This window comes from Azospirillum sp. BE72 (genome assembly GCF_031455875.1).
Lineage (GTDB): Bacteria > Pseudomonadota > Alphaproteobacteria > Azospirillales > Azospirillaceae > Azospirillum.
Genome location: NZ_JAVDTO010000018.1, coordinates 1 through 20,886, shown reverse-complemented (window position 1 = coordinate 20,886; position 20,886 = coordinate 1). Strand labels below are relative to the sequence as shown.

Sequence of the window (20,886 nt, the reverse complement as noted above, 5' to 3'; positions counted from 1 at the left end):
TTTTCCTTTTCCCGTCAGAGCTTCGCCGCCTCCTCGCCGATGCGCTGGCGCAGCCAGCTGTGCGAGGGAGAACCCGTGTTGCGGCGATGCCAGATCATCGACACCTCGTAATCGCCGACATCGAAGGGCAGGGGGCTGGTGGCGAGCCCCAGCGAGTCGGCGCACAGACTGGCCAGTCGTGCGGGCAGGGAGGTCAGCATCGGCGCCCGCGTCAGGATCATGGGGATCGCCAGGAATTGGGTGGTGGAGGCGGCAACGCGCCGCCGGGTGCCGAGTGCGGCCAGTTCGTCGTCGATGAAGCTGGTCAGGCCGCCGCGCAGCGACGGCATCAGGTGCGGATAGCGGGTGTAATCCTCCAGCCCGATCGGCGGAGTGACCGGCACGAGATCCGGGTTGTACAGGCAGACATGGGTCTCCCGGTACAGGACCTGCCGGTCATGCCAGCGCCGTACTTCCGGCAAATAGCCGATCGCCAGATCGAGGGTGCCGTCGTCCAGCGCATCCAGCATGGCGTCGGGATCGAGGCTGCGCAGAGCCACCGACACCCGCAGGTCTCCCTCCGCCGCATCGCGCAGGATGCCGGTCAGCAGAACTGCCTGCATGGAATCGGGGGTGGAGATGCTGAAGCTCCGTTCCTCCCGATGAGGGTCGAAATCCTCCTCCGCCGACAGGGCGCGGGCGGCGCCGACCAGCAGGTCGCGCAGAGGCTCCGCCAGCCGTTGGGCGCGGGGCGTCGGCTCCATCCGGTTGCCGGTGCGCACGAAAAGCGGATCGCCGACCAGCGTGCGCAACCGGCCCAGCGCGTGGCTGACCGCCGACTGGCTGACGCCCAGCGCCTCGGCCGCGCGGGAGACGTTGCGGGTTTCGAGCAGCGCGTCGAACACCTTGATCAGGTTCAGGTCGAGCGCCGGGTTATGAATTGCCTTCATGACGATATGAACCAAAGCCGCCTACTTCATTGTGCACTAGACGGTGTATTCTGTCGAGGCAGAGCTGACCCAGCAGCCAACAATCAAGAAATCTCCAATTCGTAGCCAACGCCCGCAACCGGGCAACGGACTCGTCGTCACCACACTCCGGCGGTTCCGTTCAGGGAGAAAGAGGCAAGAGCCATGATTCGCATCAACGTCAACGGCGAGAACCGTCAGGTCGACGTGCCCGAGGACATGCCCCTCCTGTGGGTTCTGCGGGACGAACTGAACATGACCGGCACCAAGTTCGGCTGCGGCGTCGCCCAGTGCGGCGCCTGCACCGTCCATGTCGACGGCACGCCGACCCGCGCCTGCCAAACCCCGGTCGGCATGCTGGGGCCGGACAGCAAGGTCACCACCATCGAGGGCGTGAAGGGCAAGGCGGCGCAGGCCGTCCAGGCGGCGTGGCAGAAGCTGGACGTCGTCCAGTGCGGCTATTGCCAGTCGGGCCAGATCATGAGCGCGGTCGCGCTTCTGACCGACAACCAGAACCCGACCGACCAGGACATCGACGCGGCGATGGACGGCAATGTCTGCCGTTGCGCCACCTATGTCCGCATCCGCGCGGCGATCAAGGATGCCGCCCAGACGATGAGGGCCTGATCCATGCTGCATCATTTGATCCGTCAGGCCGCCCAAAATGGGTTCGGCGAACCCCTCGCGCTGAAGCCGCTGCCCGCCCCGTCGCGCCGCGGTTTCCTGAAGGCCATCGGCGCCGGGGCCGGCGCGCTGGTCATCGGCGCGCATGTGCCGCTGCCGGCGCTGGCCGCCGAGGCCGCGGCGAAGACTGTCGGCCCGGCCGACCCGCGCCCGCAGCTGTTCGTCATCGTGGCGCCGGACAACACCGTCACCGTGTTGGCCAAGCATCTGGACAAGGGCCAGGGCATCGTTACCGGCCTCGCCACCATCGTGGCGGAGGAGCTGGACGCCGACTGGGCCCAGGTGCGCGGCGCCTTCGCCCCGGCCGACAACAAGCTCTACGCCAACCATTTCTTCGGCATCCAGGGCACCGGCGGCTCCACCGCCATCGCCAACAGCTGGGACGAGCTGCGGATGGCCGGTGCCGCCGCCCGTGCCATGCTGGTCGCCGCCGCGGCCGCCCGCTGGACCGTGCCGGCCGGCGAGGTGACGGTGTCGAAGGGCGTCGTCCGCCATGCCGCCAGCAACCGCAGCCTCACCTTCGGCGAGTTGGCGGAGGCGGCGGCGAAGCTGCCCGTGCCGCAGCAGGTCAAGCTGAAGGACCCCAAGGACTATGTGCTGATCGGCAAGCCGGACCTGCACCGGCTGGACCACATCAGCAAGACCAACGGCACCGCGATCTTCGCCATGGACATCCGCCGCCCGGGTCAGGTGACGGCGGTTCTGGCCCGCAGCCCGCGCTTCGGCGGAATGGTGAAGAGCGTCGACGACGCGGCGGCCCGTAAGGTGCCGGGCGTGATCGAGGTGGTGAGCCTGCCGGTCGGCGTCGCGGTGATCGCCAGGAACACCTGGGCCGCCATGAAGGGCCGCGAGGCGCTGACGGTCACCTGGGACGATGCCAAGTCCGAGATGCGCGGCACCGACGCCATGCTGGCCGACTACCGCAAGCTGGCCGACCAGCCGGGCGCGGTCGCCGCCGGCAAGGGCGACGCCGACAAGGCCTTCGCCGAGGCCGCCGCCAAGGGCGGCCATGTGGTGGAAGGCGATTTCGTCTTCCCCTATCTCGCCCATGCTCCGATGGAGCCGCTGAACGCCGTGGTGACGCTGAACCCAGAGGGTGGCTGCACCATCTGGGCCGGCTCCCAGTTCCAAGGCGTCGAGCAGATGGTCGCCGCCCACATCCTGGGCTGCAAGCCGGAGCAGGTGAAGATCGAGACCCAATGGGCCGGCGGCAGCTTCGGCCGGCGCGCCACCACCAACGCCGACTACATCGCCGAAGCCGTGATGATCGCCAAGGCCTATCCCAAGGCGCCGGTGCATCTGGTCTGGACGCGCGAGGACGACATCAAGGGCGGCCGCTACCGCCCGCTGTTCCTGCACCGGATCAAGGCCGCGGTGGATGCCAAGGGCGCCCTGGTCGCCTGGAAGCAGCGCATCGTCGGCCAGAGCTTCATGGCCGGCACGCCGTTCGAGGCAGTGATGGTCAAGAACGGCGTTGACGCGACGATGGTCGAGGGCGCCTCGGACATGGCCTATGCCGTGCCGAATCTGGCGGTGGACGCGCACACCGTCGCCTCGCCGGTCACCACCCTGTGGTGGCGGTCGGTCGGGCACACACACACCGCCTATTCCAAGGAGGTGATGATCGACCGGCTCGCCAAGGCGGCCGGCAAGGATCCGGTGGCCTTCCGGCTGGAGATGCTGAAGGACCATCCGCGTCTGGCCGGCGTGCTGAAGCTGGCGGCGGAGAAGGCCGGCTGGGGCCAGCCCATGCCGCAGGGCAAGGGCCGCGGCGTCGCCGTGCATGAGAGCTTCAACACCTATGTCGCCCATGTCGCCGACGTGACGGTCGACGCCAAGGGTCAGGTCAAGGTCGACCGGGTCGTCGTCGCCATCGACTGCGGCCAGGTGATCAACCCGGACATCGTCAAGGCGCAGATGGAGGGCGGCACCGGCTGGGGCATCGGCCATGCGCTGCGCGGCGAGATCACCATGACCGATGGCGTGGTGGATCAGGCCAACTTCGACAGCTACCTGCCGATGCGGATGTCGGACATGCCGGCGGTGGAGGTGCACATCGTGCCGTCCGGCGAACGGCCGACCGGCGCCGGCGAGCCCGGCGTCCCGACCGCCGCGCCCGCGGTGGCCAACGCCGTCTTCTCGGTGACCGGCCAGCCGCAGCAGACGCTTCCCTTCAGCCGCGGCGGCATCGTCAGCTGAGACGGGGCAGCTAAGGCGAAGCCGGCTTGGTTCCCGCCGTCAGTTGGGCGGGGACCGGTTGGGCTGAGATCGGTTGCGGGGACGGGGCGATGCCGGCTGTCCGCGTGGCGGCGGGAATCGCCGCCGGGCGGCGGCCGGGCCAGCCCTGATCCACCAGCAGCTTTATTGCGGGATCGATCCGCATCGGACCGGCGGCGACGGAGGTCTCAGCCGGTTCTTTTTTGCCTGGCGGCTCGATGCGCAGAAGCCGGGCGATCCGCTGGGACTGGATGGCCGGAAGGGATGGCCGGGGCAGTTGCGGTCCCCAGGGGTCCGCGGCGGCGGTGGCCGCCTTCATGGCGGGCGTCAGCACCGTGAGGTGGCAGGCCGCGCCCAGAACCCCGGCCAGCAGCAGGACGGCCAGCGCCAGCACCGTCCAAAGGCGCCGCCGCAGTCGCCGGGCGACCATAACGGTCTCGGGAGCGGGCAGTGGGTCGTGAGGGATGCTGTGTCGGTCGATGGCGGTCATGCGGCGCACAGCATGGCTCAAGGCCGTTTCCGCATCCTCGCCTTTCCCGGAGATTTGCCGGGGCAGGGGGATTGCCCCCCGCAGCCGCCCGCTCCCGGCCGATACACCCCGTCAGGACAGTTATCTCTACCGACTAGCCAGGAATTGCGGACGTAGCGGACCGCCGCCGCTCGATCTCCGTCCGCACTTCGCGGAACCAGCGCAGCTTTTCCTCGAAGGGCAGGCGGGCGAGGCCGCTCGGCGACGGCACCGCCACGTCGGCGATGCCGTCGAACAGCCCGCGCTCCTGCACGCCCCAGGGCGCGTCGGGCAGGCCGGTGGCCGCCAGATAGACCCCCTTGCCGGTATAGGCCAGCACCCGTGGCCGGACGAAGGCGACGATCCGTGCCAGCCGCGGCACTCCGCCGCGCAACTCTGCCCGCGACAGCTCGGCGGCGCTGGCGGTGGCGCGGGCGACGAGATTGGTGGAGCCCAGACCGATGGCCGGCAGGGTGGCGTCCTCCTCCGGCCGGTAGAGGCGCGGGGTCAGTCCGGCCTCGAACAGCAGGCGCCAGAACTGGTTGCCGCGCCCGGCATAATGGTGGCCGAGCGCGCCCGACCGCAGGCCGGGGTTGAAGCCCACGAACAGGCAATCGAGCCCCGGCGCCACGATGTCGGGCAACGGTCCGGCGGCAGGCGGCATCCCTTCCGGGGAAGGGGCCGGAACATCGTCGAACAGGTCCATCGGTCGGTTCCTCTCCGCAGGGAGAGGAAATATAGGACTCCGCCGCCCCGCTCAAAGCGAGGCGGCGACCGCGGGGGCAGGCGGACTGCTCCGTTCGTCCTGCAGCATCGCGAGGATGCGGTCGGTCATTCTCAAGGCCAGCGCCACGATGGTCATGGTCGGGTGGTCGGCGCCCATGGTGGGGAAGACGGAACTGCCGGCGATGTAGAGGTTTCCGACGCCATGCACACGGCCTTCCGCATCGACCACGCCGTGACGCGGCGATTCGTGCATGCGCGTCGTGCCCATGTGGTGCCAGCACCAGCCGACATCCGCCATCGTCGCTTCTGCGGGCTCGTCCTGCGGCCCGTCCGTTTTGATCAGGCCGCGGCGCAGCAGATCCTCGCGCAGCAGGCGCTGGGTCTCGGCCGCGCCCCGTCGGTCCTGCTCGGTCAGCCGCCAGTCCACCCGCGGCAGGTTGCAGCCGAACGGGTCGGTGGCATGGTCCAGCGTCACCCGGCTGTCGGGGTTGGGAACCGGCTCCAGCACCGTTTCCAGGGTGAAGCGCCGGGACAGCCAGCCCGGATCGATGATGCTGTCGAACAGGGCATGGGCGAGCTGCGGCATGCTGCGCAGGATGCGCGGGCCGGCATTGCGCAGCAGGCTCACCGCCTCGTCCTCCGACACGCCGAAGCGCCGGCAGCTGTGGCGCGAGGGCAGGAGCCGCAGGTCGCGCATCGCCTTGAAGGCGTCCAGCGCCCCCGAATGGTAGGAGGCGACCAGATATGTGCGGGAATTGGGCAGCGCGTGGCGTTCCTGCAGCTCCGCCGTCGGCGACAGCGCCAGCGCCACCGACGGATGCGGACGGCGCAGCCGCCGCCGCGCCAGGCACAGGCTGACGTCGTAGAGCGTGCGGTGCCGCCCCTGCTGGGTCAGGCGGATCGGCGGTGTCTTGAAGCGCGGATGGTCGGCGAAGTAGCGGCCGACGAGATCGTTGCCGTTGCCCAGGCCCGCCGCCTGCACCTTGTTGGACAGCAGCAGGATGCGCGCATTCTCGATGCCGCCGCAGCCCAGAACGAACAGCCGGGCGCCGACGGTGAAGCTCGGTCCGTCCAGCGTGCGGACCTGAACCCGTTCCACCGCGGTGGCGGTCGGGTTGGTATCCAGGCCGGTGACGTTGGCGTTGAGGAAGGCGGTGATGTTGGCGGCGCGCCCGATCTCCGCGCGGTAGGCCTCGCCCATGCGGATCGGCGGGCTGAGCTGGGCGACGCGGTTCTCGAAGCCGTCTCCGCCCCCGTCTTCCACCGGGAACAGCGCCGCCTTCGGCCCGCCGACCCGCTCCATCCAGAAATCATTGTCGTAGTCGAACGGACCCAGGCCCAGCACGCTCTGCGAGCGCTCGTAATAGGGCATCATGGTTTCGCGTGGGATCGGCCATCCGCTGCCGGGGATCCAGGGCCGTTCGGCGAAATCCCCCGGCTCCAGCGGGCGGGAGAATCCGCCCCAGCAGTTGGTGCTGCCGCCCAGATAGCGGCTGCGCGCGGTGGTCAGCCGCTCATACGGCAGGCCGACGTTGCGGCCGGCATACAGCGCCTGGGAGATGCCCTCGACCTCCAGTCCGCCGCCTTCGAGCAGGACGACGCTGCAGGAACTGCCGGCCAGCTCGCGCGCAATGGTCAGGCCGGCGGCGCCACCACCGATCACGCACAGGTCGCAATCGATATGGGTGCCGTTCAGGACATGGCGGGCGTCACGAAGCAAACTGGCCTCCGTACCAGGGATATAAGCCGTCCCTTCTTGCCCCGGACACGTAGCCTAGGCCGAGCACGCATTCGGCTATACCCCCGGCGCGCCGCACTACTCCGGTACTCAGCGCAAGCGCGGCACCCCGGACGATCCGGATAGCCGGTCCGCACTGCCCCGGCTGCTGGGAATGACGACGGGAACGCCGGTTGCTGTGGTCGGTTGAAGGTTGGAAGAACGGTGCCTCGGATTTCCCGGAAGGGCCAGGACGAACGTGCACCGGCAACATTCAATCGCAGGAACCGCCGCCATGAAACGCCATCATCTTCTCGCCACCGCCGCCCTGATCCTGTTCTCCGCCCCGGCGCTGTCGCTGGCCCAGACGCCGACGCCGCAGAAGACCGTGACCGAGAAGGGGCAGATTTCGCAGCAGGACATGACCTTCGCCGAGAAAGCCGCGATGAGCGACATGTTCGAGATCCAGGCCGGCAAGCTGGCGCAGGACCATGCCAAGGACAATGGCGTCAAGCAGTTCGGCAACCACATGGTGGCCGACCACACCAAGACGTCGGAAGCCATGAAGGCGATGGCCCAGCAGAAGTCGATGACGCTGCCGACCAAGCTCGATTCCGAACACCAGCAGAAGCTCGACCAGCTGCGCGGCCAGCAGGGCGACCAGTTCGATTCCGCCTATCTGCAGGGTCAGATCGACGCTCACCAGACCGCCGTCACCCTGTTCCGCACCCAGGCCGAGAAAGGCCAGGACGCCGACCTGAAGCGCTTCGCCGAGCAGACCCTGCCGACCCTGGAGCAGCATCTGCGCCAGGTCCGCGACCTGCGCCCGAACGTCGCCTCCACCAGCGGTGCCGCCCAGCAGAGCACCAGCTTCGAGAATATGATGGGCAAGGCCGTCTATGGCGAGGACGGCGGCAAGCTGGGCGATGTCGCCGACATCATCCTCGACGCCCAATCGGGCAAGGCCACCCAGGTGATCCTGGACCGCGGCGGCATTCTGGGCATTGGCGCCAAGCAGGTGGCCCTGGACTACACCCTGCTGAACGCCAATGGCGACCGCATCGTCGCCCGGCAGGTGACCGAGGATCAGGTCAAGCAGATGGCCGAGTTCAAGTATGACGACAACACCGTCTCGCTGGGCCAGCGCAACAGCGGCGGCAGCAACGCCGACCACGGCACCATGAACAAGGGCGGCGACATGAAGAACGACGCAGCCCACGGCACCGCCAACAGCCTGGACAGCACCCAGCCGCGCAACCCGCAGTAAGGCTTTCGGCGGATTTGAGCCGACACCAGCCGAGCGGCGCCGGGAATCCACTTCCCGGCGCCCCCGGCCAACCGACGGAGAAAGCAAGGATGGCGAACGCCAGCAAGAAGCACATGAGCCCCAGCGGACAGGGCAAGGGCACCGGAACCGGCGCCACCACCGACCTGCCGGCCGGTTCCATCGGCGACAACGCAGTCCTGTCGAACCGCGACAAGTCCCGCCATTCCGACGCCCGCGGGCTGGACAGCAAGACCGTGCAGACCGAACAACTGCAGGATCACGCGGCCAACCGCAATCCGGACGAATAAGCGCGGAAAGGGGCCGGTCCCGGCCGGCCCCTCACGTGCGCCGCTCAGCCCCGCCAGAACTGGGGCATGAACAGCACAAGCACGGTGAACAGCTCCAGCCGGCCCAGCAGCATCGCCAGCGACAGCAGCCATTTCGCCGAATCCGGCAGGGACGAGAAGGTGCCGGCCGGACCGATGATGTCGCCCAGTCCCGGCCCCACATTCGCCAGCGCGGTCACCGCGGCGCTGGCGCTGGTGATGAAGTCCAGCCCCAGGGCCATCAGCGCGATGGTGATCACGCTGTAGGCGGTGAAGAACAGCGCGAAGAAGACGATCACCGATCCCAGCACGTCGTCGTCCAGCTGCCGGTTGCCGTACTGGCGCGGGAAGACGCCGCGGGGATAGATCAGGTGGAGGAAATGGGTGCGCAGCACCGTCACCATCACCTCGAACCGGAAGATCTTGATGCCGCCGGCGGTCGAGCCGGTGCAGCCGCCGATGAAGGTCAGCCCGAAGAACACGCCGACCGCAAGATTTCCCCATTGGCTGTAATCGGTGTAGGCATAACCGGTGGTCGTGACGACCGACACCACGTTGAAGGCCACCAGCCGCAGGGCGTCGTGGAAATCGTGCCCGTGCTTCAGCGCCAGCCAGATGCTGAGCGGCAGAATCACCGCGGCCAGGAAGCCCAGATATGTGCGCACCTGGCTGTCCTTCCACAGCGCGTCGCGCTGGCCGGTCAGGGTGCGGACATACAGGACGAAGGGCAGGCTGCCCAGCAGCATGAACAGCGTCACCAGCCAATGCAGGACCGGGCTTTCGAAATGCCCGATGGAGCTGTCGGATGTGGAGAATCCGCCGGTTGACAGGCTGCTCAGCGCATGCACCACCGCCTCGAACGGGGTCATCCCGGCCAGCCAGTAGCAGACCCCGCAGATCGCCGTCAGCCCGGCATAGACCGCGACGATCGCCTTGGCGATCTGCTGGGCGCGCGGCAGCACCTTCTGCGACCGGTCGGAGGATTCGGTGCGGAACAGCTGCATGCCGCCCACCCGCAGCGCCGGCAGAACCGCGATGGCGACGCCGATGATGCCGATGCCGCCCATCCATTGCAGCAGCGCCCGCCACAGCAGGATGCCTTCCGTCGTCCGGTCCAGCCCGACCAGGACCGTCGATCCGGTGGTGGTCAGTCCCGACATGGTTTCGAAGAAGGCGTTGGCGTAGTTCAGCGAGAGATCCGGAAAATGGCCGAACTGGAAGGGCAGGGCGGCGAAGGCCGCGGTGCTGGTCCAGGTCAGCGGCGTCAGCAGGAAAGCCTGCCTCAGCGACAATCCGCCATGCAGGGGACATCGGGTGCCGAGCGCCAGCGCGCCGCCGCAGGCGCCGGTGAAGGCGGCCGAATAGAGGAATACCCCGGCGTCCGGATTGCCATAGGCGAAATCGACCGCGGCCGGGATCAGCATCGTCGCGGCAAGCGCCAGCAGCACGATGGAGACGATGAACAGGATCGGCCTGAAATTCGGCATGATGTCTCTGGTCAGGGGAATGGGCGGCGGCGGGCAGGGATTGACGTGTCGGGCAGGGCCGTACGGCCGATCAGAAAAACTCCAGCCCGACCGCGAACAGCTTTTCGACCTTGCGCACCAGATCGGCGGTGGCCATCACGATGACGCGGTCATGCGGTTCGATCGCCGTCTGGCTGGTGGGGATGATGACCTCGTTGCCGCGGACCAGTGCGCCGATCATCATGCCGGCCGGCAGGCCGATGGACCCGATGGGGCCGCTGACCGCGCGCGAGGTCTCCAGCGCCTCGGCTTCCACCACCTCGCCGAAATTGTCGCCGATGGTCTGCACCGCCGCGACCCGGCCGCGCCGGACATGGCGCAGGATCGAAGACACGGTGACCGCCGCCGGGTTGACCACCACGTCCATCCCCAGCCCGGCGACGATCGGCGCGTAGGACGTCTTGTTCAGCAGCGTGATCGCCCGCCCGCAGCCGGCGCGCTTGGCCAGCAGCGAGGTGAAGACGTTGGTCTCGTCGTCGTTGGTGACGGCGACGATGGTCTCGGCCCGGCCGACCTGCGCCTCTTCCAGGATCTCGTGGTCCAGCGCGTCGCCGTTCAGCACGACCGTGCTGGAGCGCAGCGAGCGCGAGATCAGCTCCGCCCGGGCCGCGTTGCCCTCGATCATCTTGATGGAGATGCCGCGCATGTGGCGCTCGACGATCTGCGCCAGGTTGAAGCCGACATTGCCGCCGCCGGCGATGACCAAACGGCGGGCCGGCGCCTCTGTATGGCCGAACAGGGCGACGACGCGGACGATGTCGGCGGTGCGGCACACCAGATGCACGTCGTCGCCCAGCCGCAGCTGGTCGTTCCCCTTGGGCACGAAGCCGGCGCCGTCGCGGAAGACCGCCAGCACGGCCGCGCGCACGTCCGGGAACATCTCGGTCAGGCGGCGCAGCGGCGTGTTGAGCAGGGGCGAGCTGTTGGTGCAGTGGACGCCGATCAGGTGCACCTTGCCGTCGGCGAGCGGCACCATCTCGAACGCGCCGGGGGAGCGCAGGCGCCGCGCGATGCTGTGGGCGATCTCCACCTCCGGCGAGATGACGACGCTGATCGCCAGATGCTGTGCGGAGAACATCGCCGACCATTCCGGCTGCAGATAGGCCTGCTTGCGGATGCGGGCGATGCGCAGCGGGATGTTGAACACCGAATGGGCGACCTCGCAGGCCACCATGTTGACCTCGTCGGAATGGGTGACGGCGATCAGCATGTCGGCATCCCGTGCGCCCGCCTGGGCCAGCACATCCGGGTGCGAGGCATAGCCGACCATCCCGCGCACGTCGTGGCTCTCGTCCATCCGCTGCGCCAGCTCGGTCGAGGTGTCGATCACCGTGATGTCGTTGTCTTCCAGCGCGAGGTGCCGCGCGATGCTGGCCCCGACCTGCCCCGCCCCACAGATGATCACCTTCATGCGCTTGCCCCCCGGCCTGTCCACGATGCACTCCGGCCCAACCGGCCAATGTCAGCAAATGACGGCAAAGGCGAAGCGTTGCAAGCCAAAGCGGATCGGCCATGGCGGGTCGATGGACGGAAAGACCCGCCAGTGCAGGGGCCGGGCAGGTCGATGATGAAAGTTCACACCGCTGGCGCGGGCTCTGGTGGACCGGCGCCCGTTCACGTTGCATGTGCGGCAATGGCGTGCCAGCCATCGCTTTGCAAGCATGGAGAAGGCGCCGATAAAATACGAAAGATCAACGGAATCGAAAAGGCAGGCGAAATCCCATCTTTGCTGTGTTGAATCCAGCTTTCCGGAAATCTTTTTCCAGCAACTCCAGAGATTTAAGTCCCTTGATCACGTAGCTTTCCGACCGATCTACCTTATCCGGAGTGAATGTCCTGAACGGAATGGAGCCGCTGTCTGTTTGGATGTTCATAAGTGCGAAATTGAGTATTAGGTCGTACATGCTGGGAGATGGATGGTTGCCCAGCTGACTCTGCCGATCATTCCTGAGCTTTCCCACCCACGTCTTGCGGCTGATGTAATATTTGGACGCTTCATTGATATAGTCGATTTTGTTTCTGAATCCACCCGTCCCGTCGGACTGCAAATTCATTGCCCCCCAATTGAATTGGGTTGCTTTCTTGGTATCTGGATCAAGAAGCCATTCGTAAATTACCTGGGATTTCGCTTTCGAAGGAGCCTGCTGAAATTGCTCGAGGCAGGTCACAAAAACGATATCCGGGAGGATAAATCCCAGTTGCGCCCCCCATAGGTAAAACAGTGGGCGTTCATTTATGCTTGTCGCTTCTTTGGCAAACCGCTCGAATGCAAGAGCCATGATGTCTTAACCGCCCCTCCTGGCAGATCGATCTGGCGAGGTCCGACTGGCGAAATGGACTACCTCTATGGAGGACAATACCTCAAATTGCAGGCTTTATACAGCCCCTGGACGCTCATGGCTCCCCCTGCCGGGGGGTTCGGTGGCAGGATATGGAATGGAGCCTCCGTCAACCGACAAGAACGAAGGCCGACACTGTCGAAGGAACGTCCATGTTGAAACTGCGCTGGAGCCCCACCTCGCCCTATGTGCGCAAGGTGATGATGGTCGTCATCGAACGCGGGTTGGAGGATCGGGTGGAGCGGATGGCGACCGATCCGTGGTCGGCCGACACCGACCTGCCCAAGGAAAACCCGCTGGGCAAGGTTCCCGCCCTGACGCTGGAGGATGGCACCACCCTGTTCGACAGCCCGGTCATCGTCGAGTATCTCGATTCGCTCGGCGACCGGGCGCCGCTGTTCCCGCCGGCAGGGCCGGCACGCTGGACCGCGCTTCGGTTCCAGGCGATCGCCGACGGCATCTGCGACGCCGCCATCCTCCGCCGGCTGGAGTCCATGCGCTCTGACGGCGAAAAATCGGAAGGCTGGATGGAACGCCAGCGCAAGGCGGTCGCCCGCGCGCTCGACCTGCTGGAGGCCGACGCGGCGGCGCTGGCCGGCGAGGCCACCATCGGCACGCTCGCCGTGCTGGCGGCGCTCGGCTATCTCGATTTCCGTTTCGGCCACGAGGATTGGCGCGAAGGCCGCCCGGCGCTTGCGTCCTGGTTCGACAAGGCGGCCGACCGCGACAGCCTGCGGCGCACCGCACCGCCGGTTTAACGTCCGCAACAAGACGAATGCTCTGCCCTGAAGACGCGTAATAAAGCGGCGCCCCACACCAGCGGGCGCCGCTTTTGCTTCACAGCGCTGTTTACGTTCGATTCACCATGACTGGCCAATGGTCGGCCATCGACCATCGTCCGGACCGGCGATTTCGCGGGCGCAGCGATATTTCGATTGTGCGTCGCGAAAACTTCATCGAAGCGTCACCCAAACATACAAAGAGAGGGGCTACCCATGGCGTCGGCCGGCCTGCGGAGAACCGCGGGTCCGGTGCGGACAACCTCCAGACCACGGGTGGCCCACATGGCAGATCGCGCCGACCAGCGCCGGCGATCCGGCATCAAGTCGAAAATGCTGATCGCCTTCGGCACAGTGGCGGCACTGCCCTGCATCGCGGCGGTCGTCGGCTGGATGTCCTACGGCGCGGTCCGGGGCCATGTCGCCGACATCACTGGAACGCAGGTGCCGGTGCTCAGCGCCGCGCATGGCCTCGCCACCACCACGGCGCGGGTGCTGGCGCTGGGGCCGCTGATCGACGCCGCGTCGTCCGAGGAGGATCTGGCCCGGCTGCGCAGTGCCATGGCGGCGCAACGCGCGGAACTGGACGGTCAGCTCGCCCGGCTGGCCGATGGACATGGCGATATCGGCCGCATGGGCGAACTGGCGGCCACCGCCCGTTCGCTTCTGGGCACCATCGACGCGCTGGGCGCGGCGACCGGCCGCCGGCTGAGCCTGCAGGAACAGCGCAGCGCCCGGCTGGCGGAGTTGAGCGACGCCCATGCCCGGCTGCTGGCGGCGCTGAAGCCGGACATGCAGGCGTCGCGTGAACAGCTTGCCCAGGCGATCGCCGCGATGGTGGAGGCGACCTCGCAATCCTCCGAGGCGATCGGCGGCGAACTGGGGCAGACGGTGATCCCGCTGTTCCAGCTGCGCGGCGCGGAGGCGGCGCTGGCCAAGGCGCTGCTGATCGGCGCCTTCGAGACCGACCGGTCCAAGGTGATGTCGCTGTCCACCGACTTCGATTCGGCGCTGTCCGACCTGCAGGGCGCCCTGCGCCCGCTGGCGAAGAGCGAGGCGGCCGCTCCCGTCGTCGCGGCGATCAACGAACTGGCGGCATATGGTGACGGCGACAAGAGCGTCTACACCCGCCGCGTCCGCCAGTTGACCCCCGGCATCGGGGAAGCGGAAGCGCACAAGCTGGCGGAGGCCCAGGCCGCCGCGGTCGATGAGATCGTCCGGCTGGACCGCGACGCCAACAGCCGCATGCTGCCGCTGATGCTGAATTCCCGCGGGCGCATCGCCGAGGCCGGAAACGCCATCGCGGAGCGGATGCAGGATCTCTCCACCAACGTGGTCCCGGAGGCTCAGCACCGCTACACCGTGCTGAGCGGCCTGATGGCCGACGCCAACCTGCTGGCCGGCAAGCTGGCCGAGGCCGGCAATGCGGAAACGCCGGCCCGTCTGGCCGCCGCGCGCCGCACGCTGGACCCGCTGGCCGCGACCATCCGCAAGTCCCTGCAGGACGCGCAGGGCGATCTGGGCACCGAGGTCAGCCGGCTGGCCGACCGGCTGCTGGTGCTGGGCTTCGGCGACGACGGCATCCTGGCGTTGCGCGGCGGCGAACTGGCGGCCTATGCCGAGAATGCCGCGCTGATCGACAGCAACCGCAGCACCGGCGCCGCCCTGACCGCGATGGTCGACGGGCTGGTCCAGTCGGCCGAGCAAGCGACCGCCGCCGGCGCGTCCGCCGCCCATGCCGCGCTGGAGCGCACCAACCAGGTGCAGATCCTGCTGGCGACGGCCGGTGTGCTGCTGGCCGGGCTGATCGTCTCCCTCTATGTCGGGCGCCGCGTCGTCGGCCGGATGGAGGCGCTTGCCGACGCCATGCGCCGGGTAGCCGGCGGCGACCTGACGGTGGAGCAGAAGGCCGACGGCAACGACGAGATCACCGACATGGCCCGCGCCCTGTTCGTCTTCATCGCCAACGCCCGCGCCATGGAAGAGGCGCACGAAAAGGTGGAGGTCGAACGCCGCAACGCCGCGTCGGCCCGCCGGACCAGCATGCTGGAGATCGCCGACCAGTTCGAAAGCAACGTTCTGAGCAGTGTCGAGACGCTGGCGGACGCCGCCCGCCAGATGGCGGCGCGCGCCCGCTCGCTGACCGACATCGCCGCCAACGCCAACGACCGCGCCGAGGCCGCGATGCAGCTGTCCGGCGAGATGGCGGCGGGAATCCAGCAGGTGGCGACCGCCGCCTCGGAGATCTCGCAGTCGATTGCCGAGATCAGCAAGCGCACCGGCGAATCGGCCCGCATCATCGGCGACACCGCCGCCGGGGCGGAGCAGGTGAAGGCCACCGTCGCCGATCTGTCGAGCACGGCGGGGGAGATCGGCACCGTGGTCGGACTGATCGACGAGATCGCCGGCCAGACCAACCTGCTGGCGCTGAACGCCACCATCGAAGCGGCGAGGGCAGGGGAGATGGGCCGCGGTTTCGCGGTGGTCGCCGGGGAGGTGAAGGCCCTTGCCGGCCAGACCGCCCAGGCCACCGCCGAGATCGCCCGCCAGATCGCCGCGACACAGGCGGCCAGCCGCCAGACGGCGGAGGTGGTGGCGACCATGACCGGCAGCGTCCAGCGCATCGAATCGAATGCCTCGGCCATCGCCACGGCGGTGGAGGAGCAGGCGACCATCACCTCCAGCATCGTCGACAGCTCCCACCGGGTCGCGGTGGGCACCCAGGCGGCGTCAGACCATGTCGCCGGCCTGTCGGAAGCCGCGGCCAAGGTGCGCGCCCAGGCCGGCGACGTGCTGCAGGTTGCGGAAAGCCTGTCGCACGAGGCGACCAGCCTCGGCTCCGCCGTGCATCTGTTCCTCCAGGAAATCCGGGCGGCGCGATGACCATCGCGAAGCCGGCAAGATCGGGTCGGTTTCATAAAACTGACACGTAAACAAAACAAACCCGTCACCAGCGGTGGCTATGGTCACCGCGACGAAGAAGGCGGGTTACGACCTCCGGCGAAGGCCGGGATTTTCCCAAACCCAACGACACCGTCCAAACCTATCGGGAGTTTTGCCGTGAAAACCATGACCTCGGCGTTCGTTCGTTGCGCCGCCTTCGGTGCCCTGGCCGTTCTGTCCGTGTCGGTCGCCCCGCTGTCGGTCGCCTCGGCCGCCGACATCTCCGGCGCCGGCGCCACCTTCCCGTACCCGATCTATGCCAAGTGGGCCGACGCCTACAAGAAGGAGACGGGCACGGGCCTGAACTACCAGTCGATCGGTTCGGGCGGCGGCATCAAGCAGATCAAGGCCAAGACGGTCACCTTCGGCGCTTCGGACATGCCGCTGAAGCCGGAAGAGCTGGAACAGGCCGGCCTGATCCAGTTCCCGATGATCATGGGCGGCGTCGTTCCGGTCGTGAACCTGAAGGGTCTGAAGTCCGGCGAGGTCAAGCTGTCGGGCACCGTTCTCGCCAACATCTACATGGGCGAGGTCACCAAGTGGAACGACCCGCAGATCAAGGCGCTGAACCCGAACGTCAACCTGCCGAACACCGCCATCGCGCCGGTGTACCGTTCTGACGGGTCGGGCACCAACTTCCTGTTCACCGACTACCTGTCGAAGACCAGCCCGAAGTTCAAGACCCAGATCGGCGCCAACACCTCCGTCCAGTGGCCGGCCGGCATCGGCGCCAAGGGCAACGAAGGCGTGGCCAACATGGTCAAGCAGACGGACGGCTCGATCGGCTACGTCGAATACGCCTACGCCAAGCAGAACAACATCACGTATCTCGGCCTGCAGAACAAGGACGGCAAGACCGTCGTTCCGAAGATCGAGGCCTTCCAGGCCGCCGCGGCGAACGCCGACTGGGCCAACTCCAAGGGCTACTACGTCATCCTGACCGACGAGCCGGGTGCGGAGAGCTGGCCGATCACCGGTGCCAGCTTCATCCTGATGTACAAGAACCCGCAGGATGTCGCGACCTCGGCCGAAGCGCTGAAGTTCTTCGACTGGGCGTACAAGAGCGGCGCCAAGATGGCCACCGATCTGGATTACGTGCCGATGCCGGAGGCGGTCGTCTCCTTGGTCCAGAAGACCTGGTCGCAGTCGATCCAGGCCGACGGCAAGCCGATCTGGACCGCGTCGGCCAAGTAACCACGGCCAACCCGACCCCGGGATGCGCCGTCAGACGGTGCGCCCCGGGGGCATGATCCGCCGGTGGGGACGGAAATTTCGCCGCCCCCACCGCACGCCTCACGGAGCGGCCATGACCGAGATCGCGCTGACCTTGACCGACGCACACGCTTCCACCGCCCGACGGGCCCGCCGCCAGCGCCTGCAGGATGCGGCTTTCCGCAACGCCACGCTCTTTTTCGCGCTGCTCGTCCTGTTCATCCTGGGCGGCGTCACGGTTTCTCTCATCGACGGCGCGCTTCCGGCGCTGCGCGCGTTCGGCTTCGGGTTCGTCACGACCGAAGTCTGGAACCCGGTGTCGGAGGAATTCGGCGCGCTCGCCCCCATTTACGGCACGCTGATCACCTCGGTCATCGCCATGGCTGTCGGCATTCCGGTCAGCTTCGGCATCGCGCTGTTCATCACCGAGATGTGCCCGGCCTGGCTCAAGCGACCGCTCGGCGTCGCGATCGAGCTGCTGGCCGGCATCCCCAGCATCATCTACGGCATCTGGGGCCTGTTCGTCTTCGCCCCCTTCATGCAGTCGACCATCCAGCCCTTCCTGATCTCCACGCTGGGTCAGATCCCGGGCATCGGCAACCTGTTCATGGGCCCGCCCTACGGCATCGGCATCCTGACCGCCGGGCTGATCCTGGGCATCATGGTGCTGCCCTTCATCACCTCCATCACCCGCGACGTCTTCGAGACGGTGCCGCCGATGGTGCGCGAATCCGCCTATGGGCTGGGCGCCACCACCTGGGAAGTGGTGTGGAACGTGGTGCTGCCCTACACCCGCACCGGCGTGATGGGCGGCGTCATGCTGGGGCTGGGCCGCGCGCTGGGCGAAACCATGGCGGTCACCTTCGTCATCGGCAACGCGCACCGCATCAGCTCCTCCATCATGGCGCCGGGCACGACGATCTCGGCCTCCATCGCCAATGAGTTCACCGAGGCGGTCGGCGACGTCTACACCGCCTCGCTGGTGGCGCTGGGCCTGATCCTGTTCCTGATCACCTTCGCCGTGCTGTCGATCGCCAAGCTGATGCTGCTGCGCCTGCAGCGCCAGGCCGGAGTCTGAGGCCATGAGCATGTCAACTTCCGCGACGCTGGCCGCTCCGGCCGGCGGCCTGTACAACCGCCGCCGCATCGTCAACAAGGTGGCGCTGACCCTGGCGCTCGGTGCGGCCGGCTTCGGCCTGTTCTGGCTGGTCGCCATCCTGTGGACGCTGCTCTACAACGGGGTGTCGGCCATCAACATCGCCCTGTTCACCGAGAACACGCCGCCGCCGGGCGGGGAGGGCGGTCTGCTGAACGCCATCTTCGGCAGCGTCATCATGACCACGGTCGCCACCCTGGTCGGCACGCCGATCGGCATCATGGCCGGAACCTACCTCGCCGAATTCGGCCGCGACAGCAAGCTGGCCGAGGTGGTTCGCTTCATCAACGACGTGCTGCTGAGCGCGCCGTCGATCATGGTCGGCCTGTTCGTGTACGAGGTGATGGTCATCCGCATGGGCCATTTCTCGGCCTGGGCGGGGGCCATGGCCCTGGCGGTCATCGTCATCCCCGTCGTGGTCCGCACGACCGAGGACATGTTGAAGCTGGTGCCCAACAGCCTGCGCGAGGCCGCGGCCGCCCTTGGCGCGCCGCAGTGGAAGGTGATCACCATGGTCGCCTACCGCGCCGCGCGCAACGGCATGATCACCGGCGTCCTGCTGGCCATCGCCCGCATCAGCGGCGAGACGGCCCCTCTGCTCTTCACCGCCCTGAACAACCAGTTCTGGAGCGCGGACATGAACGCGCCGATGGCCAACCTGCCGGTGGTCATCTTCCAGTACGCGATGTCTCCCTATGAGGACTGGCGCCAGCTGGCCTGGGGCGGCGCGCTGCTGATCACGGTCGCCATCCTGCTCCTCAACATCGGCGCCCGGCTGCTGGCCGGTCTCGGCTCGACGAGAAAGTAACCATGACGATGACCCACATGGACGCCAACAGCCCCGCCCACGGCAGCCACGCCCACGGAAGCCACGCGATGCCCCCCGGCATGATCCCCAGCGCCGGTGCCGACCGCCCAATCGCCGGTGCCGGCCTGCCCGAGAAGATCAGCATCCGCAACCTGGACTTCTTCTATGACGGCTACCGTGCGCTGAAAGACGTTTCGCTGCCGCTGTACGATCGTCAGGTCACCGCCTTCATCGGCCCGTCTGGCTGCGGCAAGTCGACCCTGCTGCGCATCCTGAACCGGATGTACGACCTCTATCCCAAGCAGGTTGCGACCGGCGAGGTCATGCTGGACGGCGTCAACATCCTGTCGCCCAAGCAGGATCTGAACCTGCTGCGCGCCCGCGTCGGGATGGTGTTCCAGAAGCCGACGCCGTTCCCGATGTCGATCTACGACAACATCGCCTTCGGCGTGAAGCTGTACGAGAAGCTGTCCCGTGCCGAGATGGACGAGCGGGTGGAATTCTCGCTGCGCCGCGCCGCCCTGTGGGACGAGGTGAAGGACAAGCTGCGCCAGAATGGCATGAGCCTGTCCGGCGGCCAGCAGCAGCGCCTGTGCATCGCCCGCGCCATCGCGGTCAAGCCGTCGGTTCTGCTGCTGGACGAGCCGACCTCGGCGCTCGATCCGATCTCCACCGCCAAGTGCGAGGAACTGGTGGACGAGCTGCGCTCCGACTACTGCATCGCCATCGTCACCCACAACATGCAGCAGGCGGCCCGCATCTCCAATTTCACCGCCTTCATGTATCTGGGCGAGCTGATCGAGTTCGGGAACACGGAAGAAATATTCACCAACCCGACCAAGGAAAAGACGTCCGAATACATCACCGGCCGGTTCGGCTGACGCCCATGCTCCGCCGAGGCCTTCCCACCAAGGGGAAGGCCGGCGGGGAATTGTGGTTGGGTTGCATACTGGAAGCTGTTCAGGGCGGCGGTTCATTCAACCGCCGCCTTTCGTGCGTTTCTCGAGTGGGGTAGGATCGGGCCGCTCACTGTGATGGCGGGAACGGCTGCGGCGTGAAGGATTTTCTTGAGTCGGAGGCCTCTGGCATCATCGTCGTGGCGCGCCTGCCGGCCGATATCCAAAAACACCTCGGCGCCAAAACGACCCGCCTCTTCCTGTCATCGGAAACCAGGGACAGCCATGGGCATCATCGCTGGACGAGCGAAGGATTCTCATTGCTGAACGACATCTTGGCTTTCGGGGAGGTCAGGTCGGACCGGGCGAGGCATGTCGTTGCGGCTTATTTTGATGCAAACTGGTGGATCGCAAGTTTGAAAGTCACGGCAGACCTGAGGGAAGTCTACCTGTTGACCTTCCATCGATCGAACGAGCGCCAAATCCGCAAATTCAGGAAGATCCCCGAAGTTATCAGGAGCGTTACGGGAAGACAGGTGGCGGTTGGGGAGGGAAACACGCCCCACGGACCCGAAGGCTACCCGGCATCCCTTACAGACCCCGCCACCTGTAACGAAAAATAGCGTGTCCGATGCGTCACCGCAAGAAGCCACCCGACAGGTCATGATAGGTGGTAAAAGCAGTGGCCAGTGCGAGGCGTGGCCACGGATTTCCATAACTGCACTTATGTGTTTGAACTCTGTAAGCGCAATGTCAGAATGTCAGTCCCTCGCAACATAGAAGTGTCAGTCTTCTGTCGGGTTTTCGACGGCTGGGAGGCTGGCGATGGGCTGGA

The 20,886-nt window shown here is 66.9% G+C and carries 18 protein-coding genes; 11 read left to right on the top strand and 7 right to left on the bottom strand.

What is annotated here, in order from left to right:
• Positions 1–14: 14 nt before the first annotated feature.
• On the bottom strand, positions 15–929 hold the full coding sequence (locus J2Y49_RS27785) for a LysR family transcriptional regulator (protein ID WP_310118622.1): 915 nt from the start codon (positions 927–929) through the stop codon (positions 15–17).
• Between the two features lie 183 nt (positions 930–1,112).
• Here J2Y49_RS27785 and J2Y49_RS27780 point away from each other — a divergent pair, with 183 nt between their 5' ends.
• Complete coding sequence (locus tag J2Y49_RS27780; RefSeq protein ID WP_014249905.1) at positions 1,113–1,574, top strand: (2Fe-2S)-binding protein; 462 nt, start codon at positions 1,113–1,115, stop codon at positions 1,572–1,574.
• A 3-nt stretch (positions 1,575–1,577) separates the two neighbouring features.
• Positions 1,578–3,830 (top strand): xanthine dehydrogenase family protein molybdopterin-binding subunit, encoded by a 2,253-nt coding sequence (locus J2Y49_RS27775; RefSeq protein ID WP_310118621.1) that lies wholly within the window; start codon positions 1,578–1,580, stop codon positions 3,828–3,830.
• 10 nt (positions 3,831–3,840) lie between these two features.
• Here the strand turns inward: J2Y49_RS27775 and J2Y49_RS27770 are convergent, their stop codons facing one another.
• The 3 genes from J2Y49_RS27770 to J2Y49_RS27760 form a co-directional block, all read right to left on the bottom strand.
• On the bottom strand, positions 3,841–4,359 hold the full coding sequence (locus J2Y49_RS27770; RefSeq protein ID WP_310118619.1) for a hypothetical protein: 519 nt from the start codon (positions 4,357–4,359) through the stop codon (positions 3,841–3,843).
• Between the two features lie 112 nt (positions 4,360–4,471).
• Positions 4,472–5,062 carry a mismatch-specific DNA-glycosylase gene (locus J2Y49_RS27765; protein ID WP_310118618.1) on the bottom strand — a complete coding sequence of 197 codons (591 nt, stop codon included), beginning with the start codon at positions 5,060–5,062 and terminating at the stop codon, positions 4,472–4,474.
• Positions 5,063–5,113: 51 nt separating this feature from the next.
• Positions 5,114–6,802: a GMC family oxidoreductase gene (locus J2Y49_RS27760; RefSeq protein WP_310118616.1), complete on the bottom strand. Its 1,689-nt coding sequence runs from the start codon at positions 6,800–6,802 to the stop codon at positions 5,114–5,116.
• A 292-nt stretch (positions 6,803–7,094) separates the two neighbouring features.
• On the opposite strand from J2Y49_RS27760, the gene J2Y49_RS27755 reads away from it, so the two are divergent.
• Both J2Y49_RS27755 and J2Y49_RS27750 read left to right on the top strand, forming a co-directional pair.
• Entirely contained in the window at positions 7,095–8,066 is a 972-nt protein-coding gene (locus J2Y49_RS27755; protein WP_310118614.1) for a DUF4142 domain-containing protein, read from the top strand.
• An 89-nt stretch (positions 8,067–8,155) separates the two neighbouring features.
• Entirely contained in the window at positions 8,156–8,374 is a 219-nt protein-coding gene (locus J2Y49_RS27750; RefSeq protein WP_310118613.1) for a hypothetical protein, read from the top strand.
• 44 nt (positions 8,375–8,418) lie between these two features.
• On the opposite strand, the gene J2Y49_RS27745 is transcribed toward J2Y49_RS27750, so the two are convergent.
• The 3 genes from J2Y49_RS27745 to J2Y49_RS27735 all read right to left on the bottom strand — a co-directional run bounded on the left by J2Y49_RS27745 (position 8,419) and on the right by J2Y49_RS27735 (position 12,197).
• Entirely contained in the window at positions 8,419–9,879 is a 1,461-nt protein-coding gene (locus J2Y49_RS27745; RefSeq protein ID WP_310118611.1) for a TrkH family potassium uptake protein, read from the bottom strand.
• A gap of 70 nt (positions 9,880–9,949) precedes the next feature.
• Complete coding sequence (gene trkA, locus J2Y49_RS27740; protein ID WP_310118728.1) at positions 9,950–11,329, bottom strand: Trk system potassium transporter TrkA; 1,380 nt, start codon at positions 11,327–11,329, stop codon at positions 9,950–9,952.
• Between the two features lie 280 nt (positions 11,330–11,609).
• On the bottom strand, positions 11,610–12,197 hold the full coding sequence (locus J2Y49_RS27735; RefSeq protein WP_310118610.1) for a hypothetical protein: 588 nt from the start codon (positions 12,195–12,197) through the stop codon (positions 11,610–11,612).
• 212 nt (positions 12,198–12,409) lie between these two features.
• On the opposite strand from J2Y49_RS27735, the gene J2Y49_RS27730 reads away from it, so the two are divergent.
• The 7 genes from J2Y49_RS27730 to J2Y49_RS27700 all read left to right on the top strand — a co-directional run bounded on the left by J2Y49_RS27730 (position 12,410) and on the right by J2Y49_RS27700 (position 20,674).
• Positions 12,410–13,015 (top strand): glutathione S-transferase N-terminal domain-containing protein, encoded by a 606-nt coding sequence (locus J2Y49_RS27730; protein WP_310118607.1) that lies wholly within the window; start codon positions 12,410–12,412, stop codon positions 13,013–13,015.
• Between the two features lie 306 nt (positions 13,016–13,321).
• Complete coding sequence (locus J2Y49_RS27725; RefSeq protein WP_310118606.1) at positions 13,322–15,919, top strand: methyl-accepting chemotaxis protein; 2,598 nt, start codon at positions 13,322–13,324, stop codon at positions 15,917–15,919.
• Between the two features lie 186 nt (positions 15,920–16,105).
• Positions 16,106–17,173 (top strand): phosphate ABC transporter substrate-binding protein PstS, encoded by a 1,068-nt coding sequence (pstS, locus tag J2Y49_RS27720; protein WP_310118727.1) that lies wholly within the window; start codon positions 16,106–16,108, stop codon positions 17,171–17,173.
• 112 nt (positions 17,174–17,285) lie between these two features.
• The gene (pstC, locus tag J2Y49_RS27715; protein WP_310118605.1) at positions 17,286–18,269 is read left to right on the top strand and encodes a phosphate ABC transporter permease subunit PstC; all 984 of its coding nucleotides are present in this window, start codon (positions 17,286–17,288) and stop codon (positions 18,267–18,269) included.
• 4 nt (positions 18,270–18,273) lie between these two features.
• On the top strand, positions 18,274–19,155 hold the full coding sequence (pstA, locus tag J2Y49_RS27710) for a phosphate ABC transporter permease PstA (RefSeq protein ID WP_310118602.1): 882 nt from the start codon (positions 18,274–18,276) through the stop codon (positions 19,153–19,155).
• A 68-nt stretch (positions 19,156–19,223) separates the two neighbouring features.
• Positions 19,224–20,036 carry a phosphate ABC transporter ATP-binding protein PstB gene (gene pstB / locus J2Y49_RS27705; RefSeq protein WP_409017923.1) on the top strand — a complete coding sequence of 271 codons (813 nt, stop codon included), beginning with the start codon at positions 19,224–19,226 and terminating at the stop codon, positions 20,034–20,036.
• A 173-nt stretch (positions 20,037–20,209) separates the two neighbouring features.
• The gene (locus J2Y49_RS27700) at positions 20,210–20,674 is read left to right on the top strand and encodes a hypothetical protein (RefSeq protein ID WP_310118601.1); all 465 of its coding nucleotides are present in this window, start codon (positions 20,210–20,212) and stop codon (positions 20,672–20,674) included.
• The last annotated feature ends 212 nt before the right edge of the window (positions 20,675–20,886 follow it).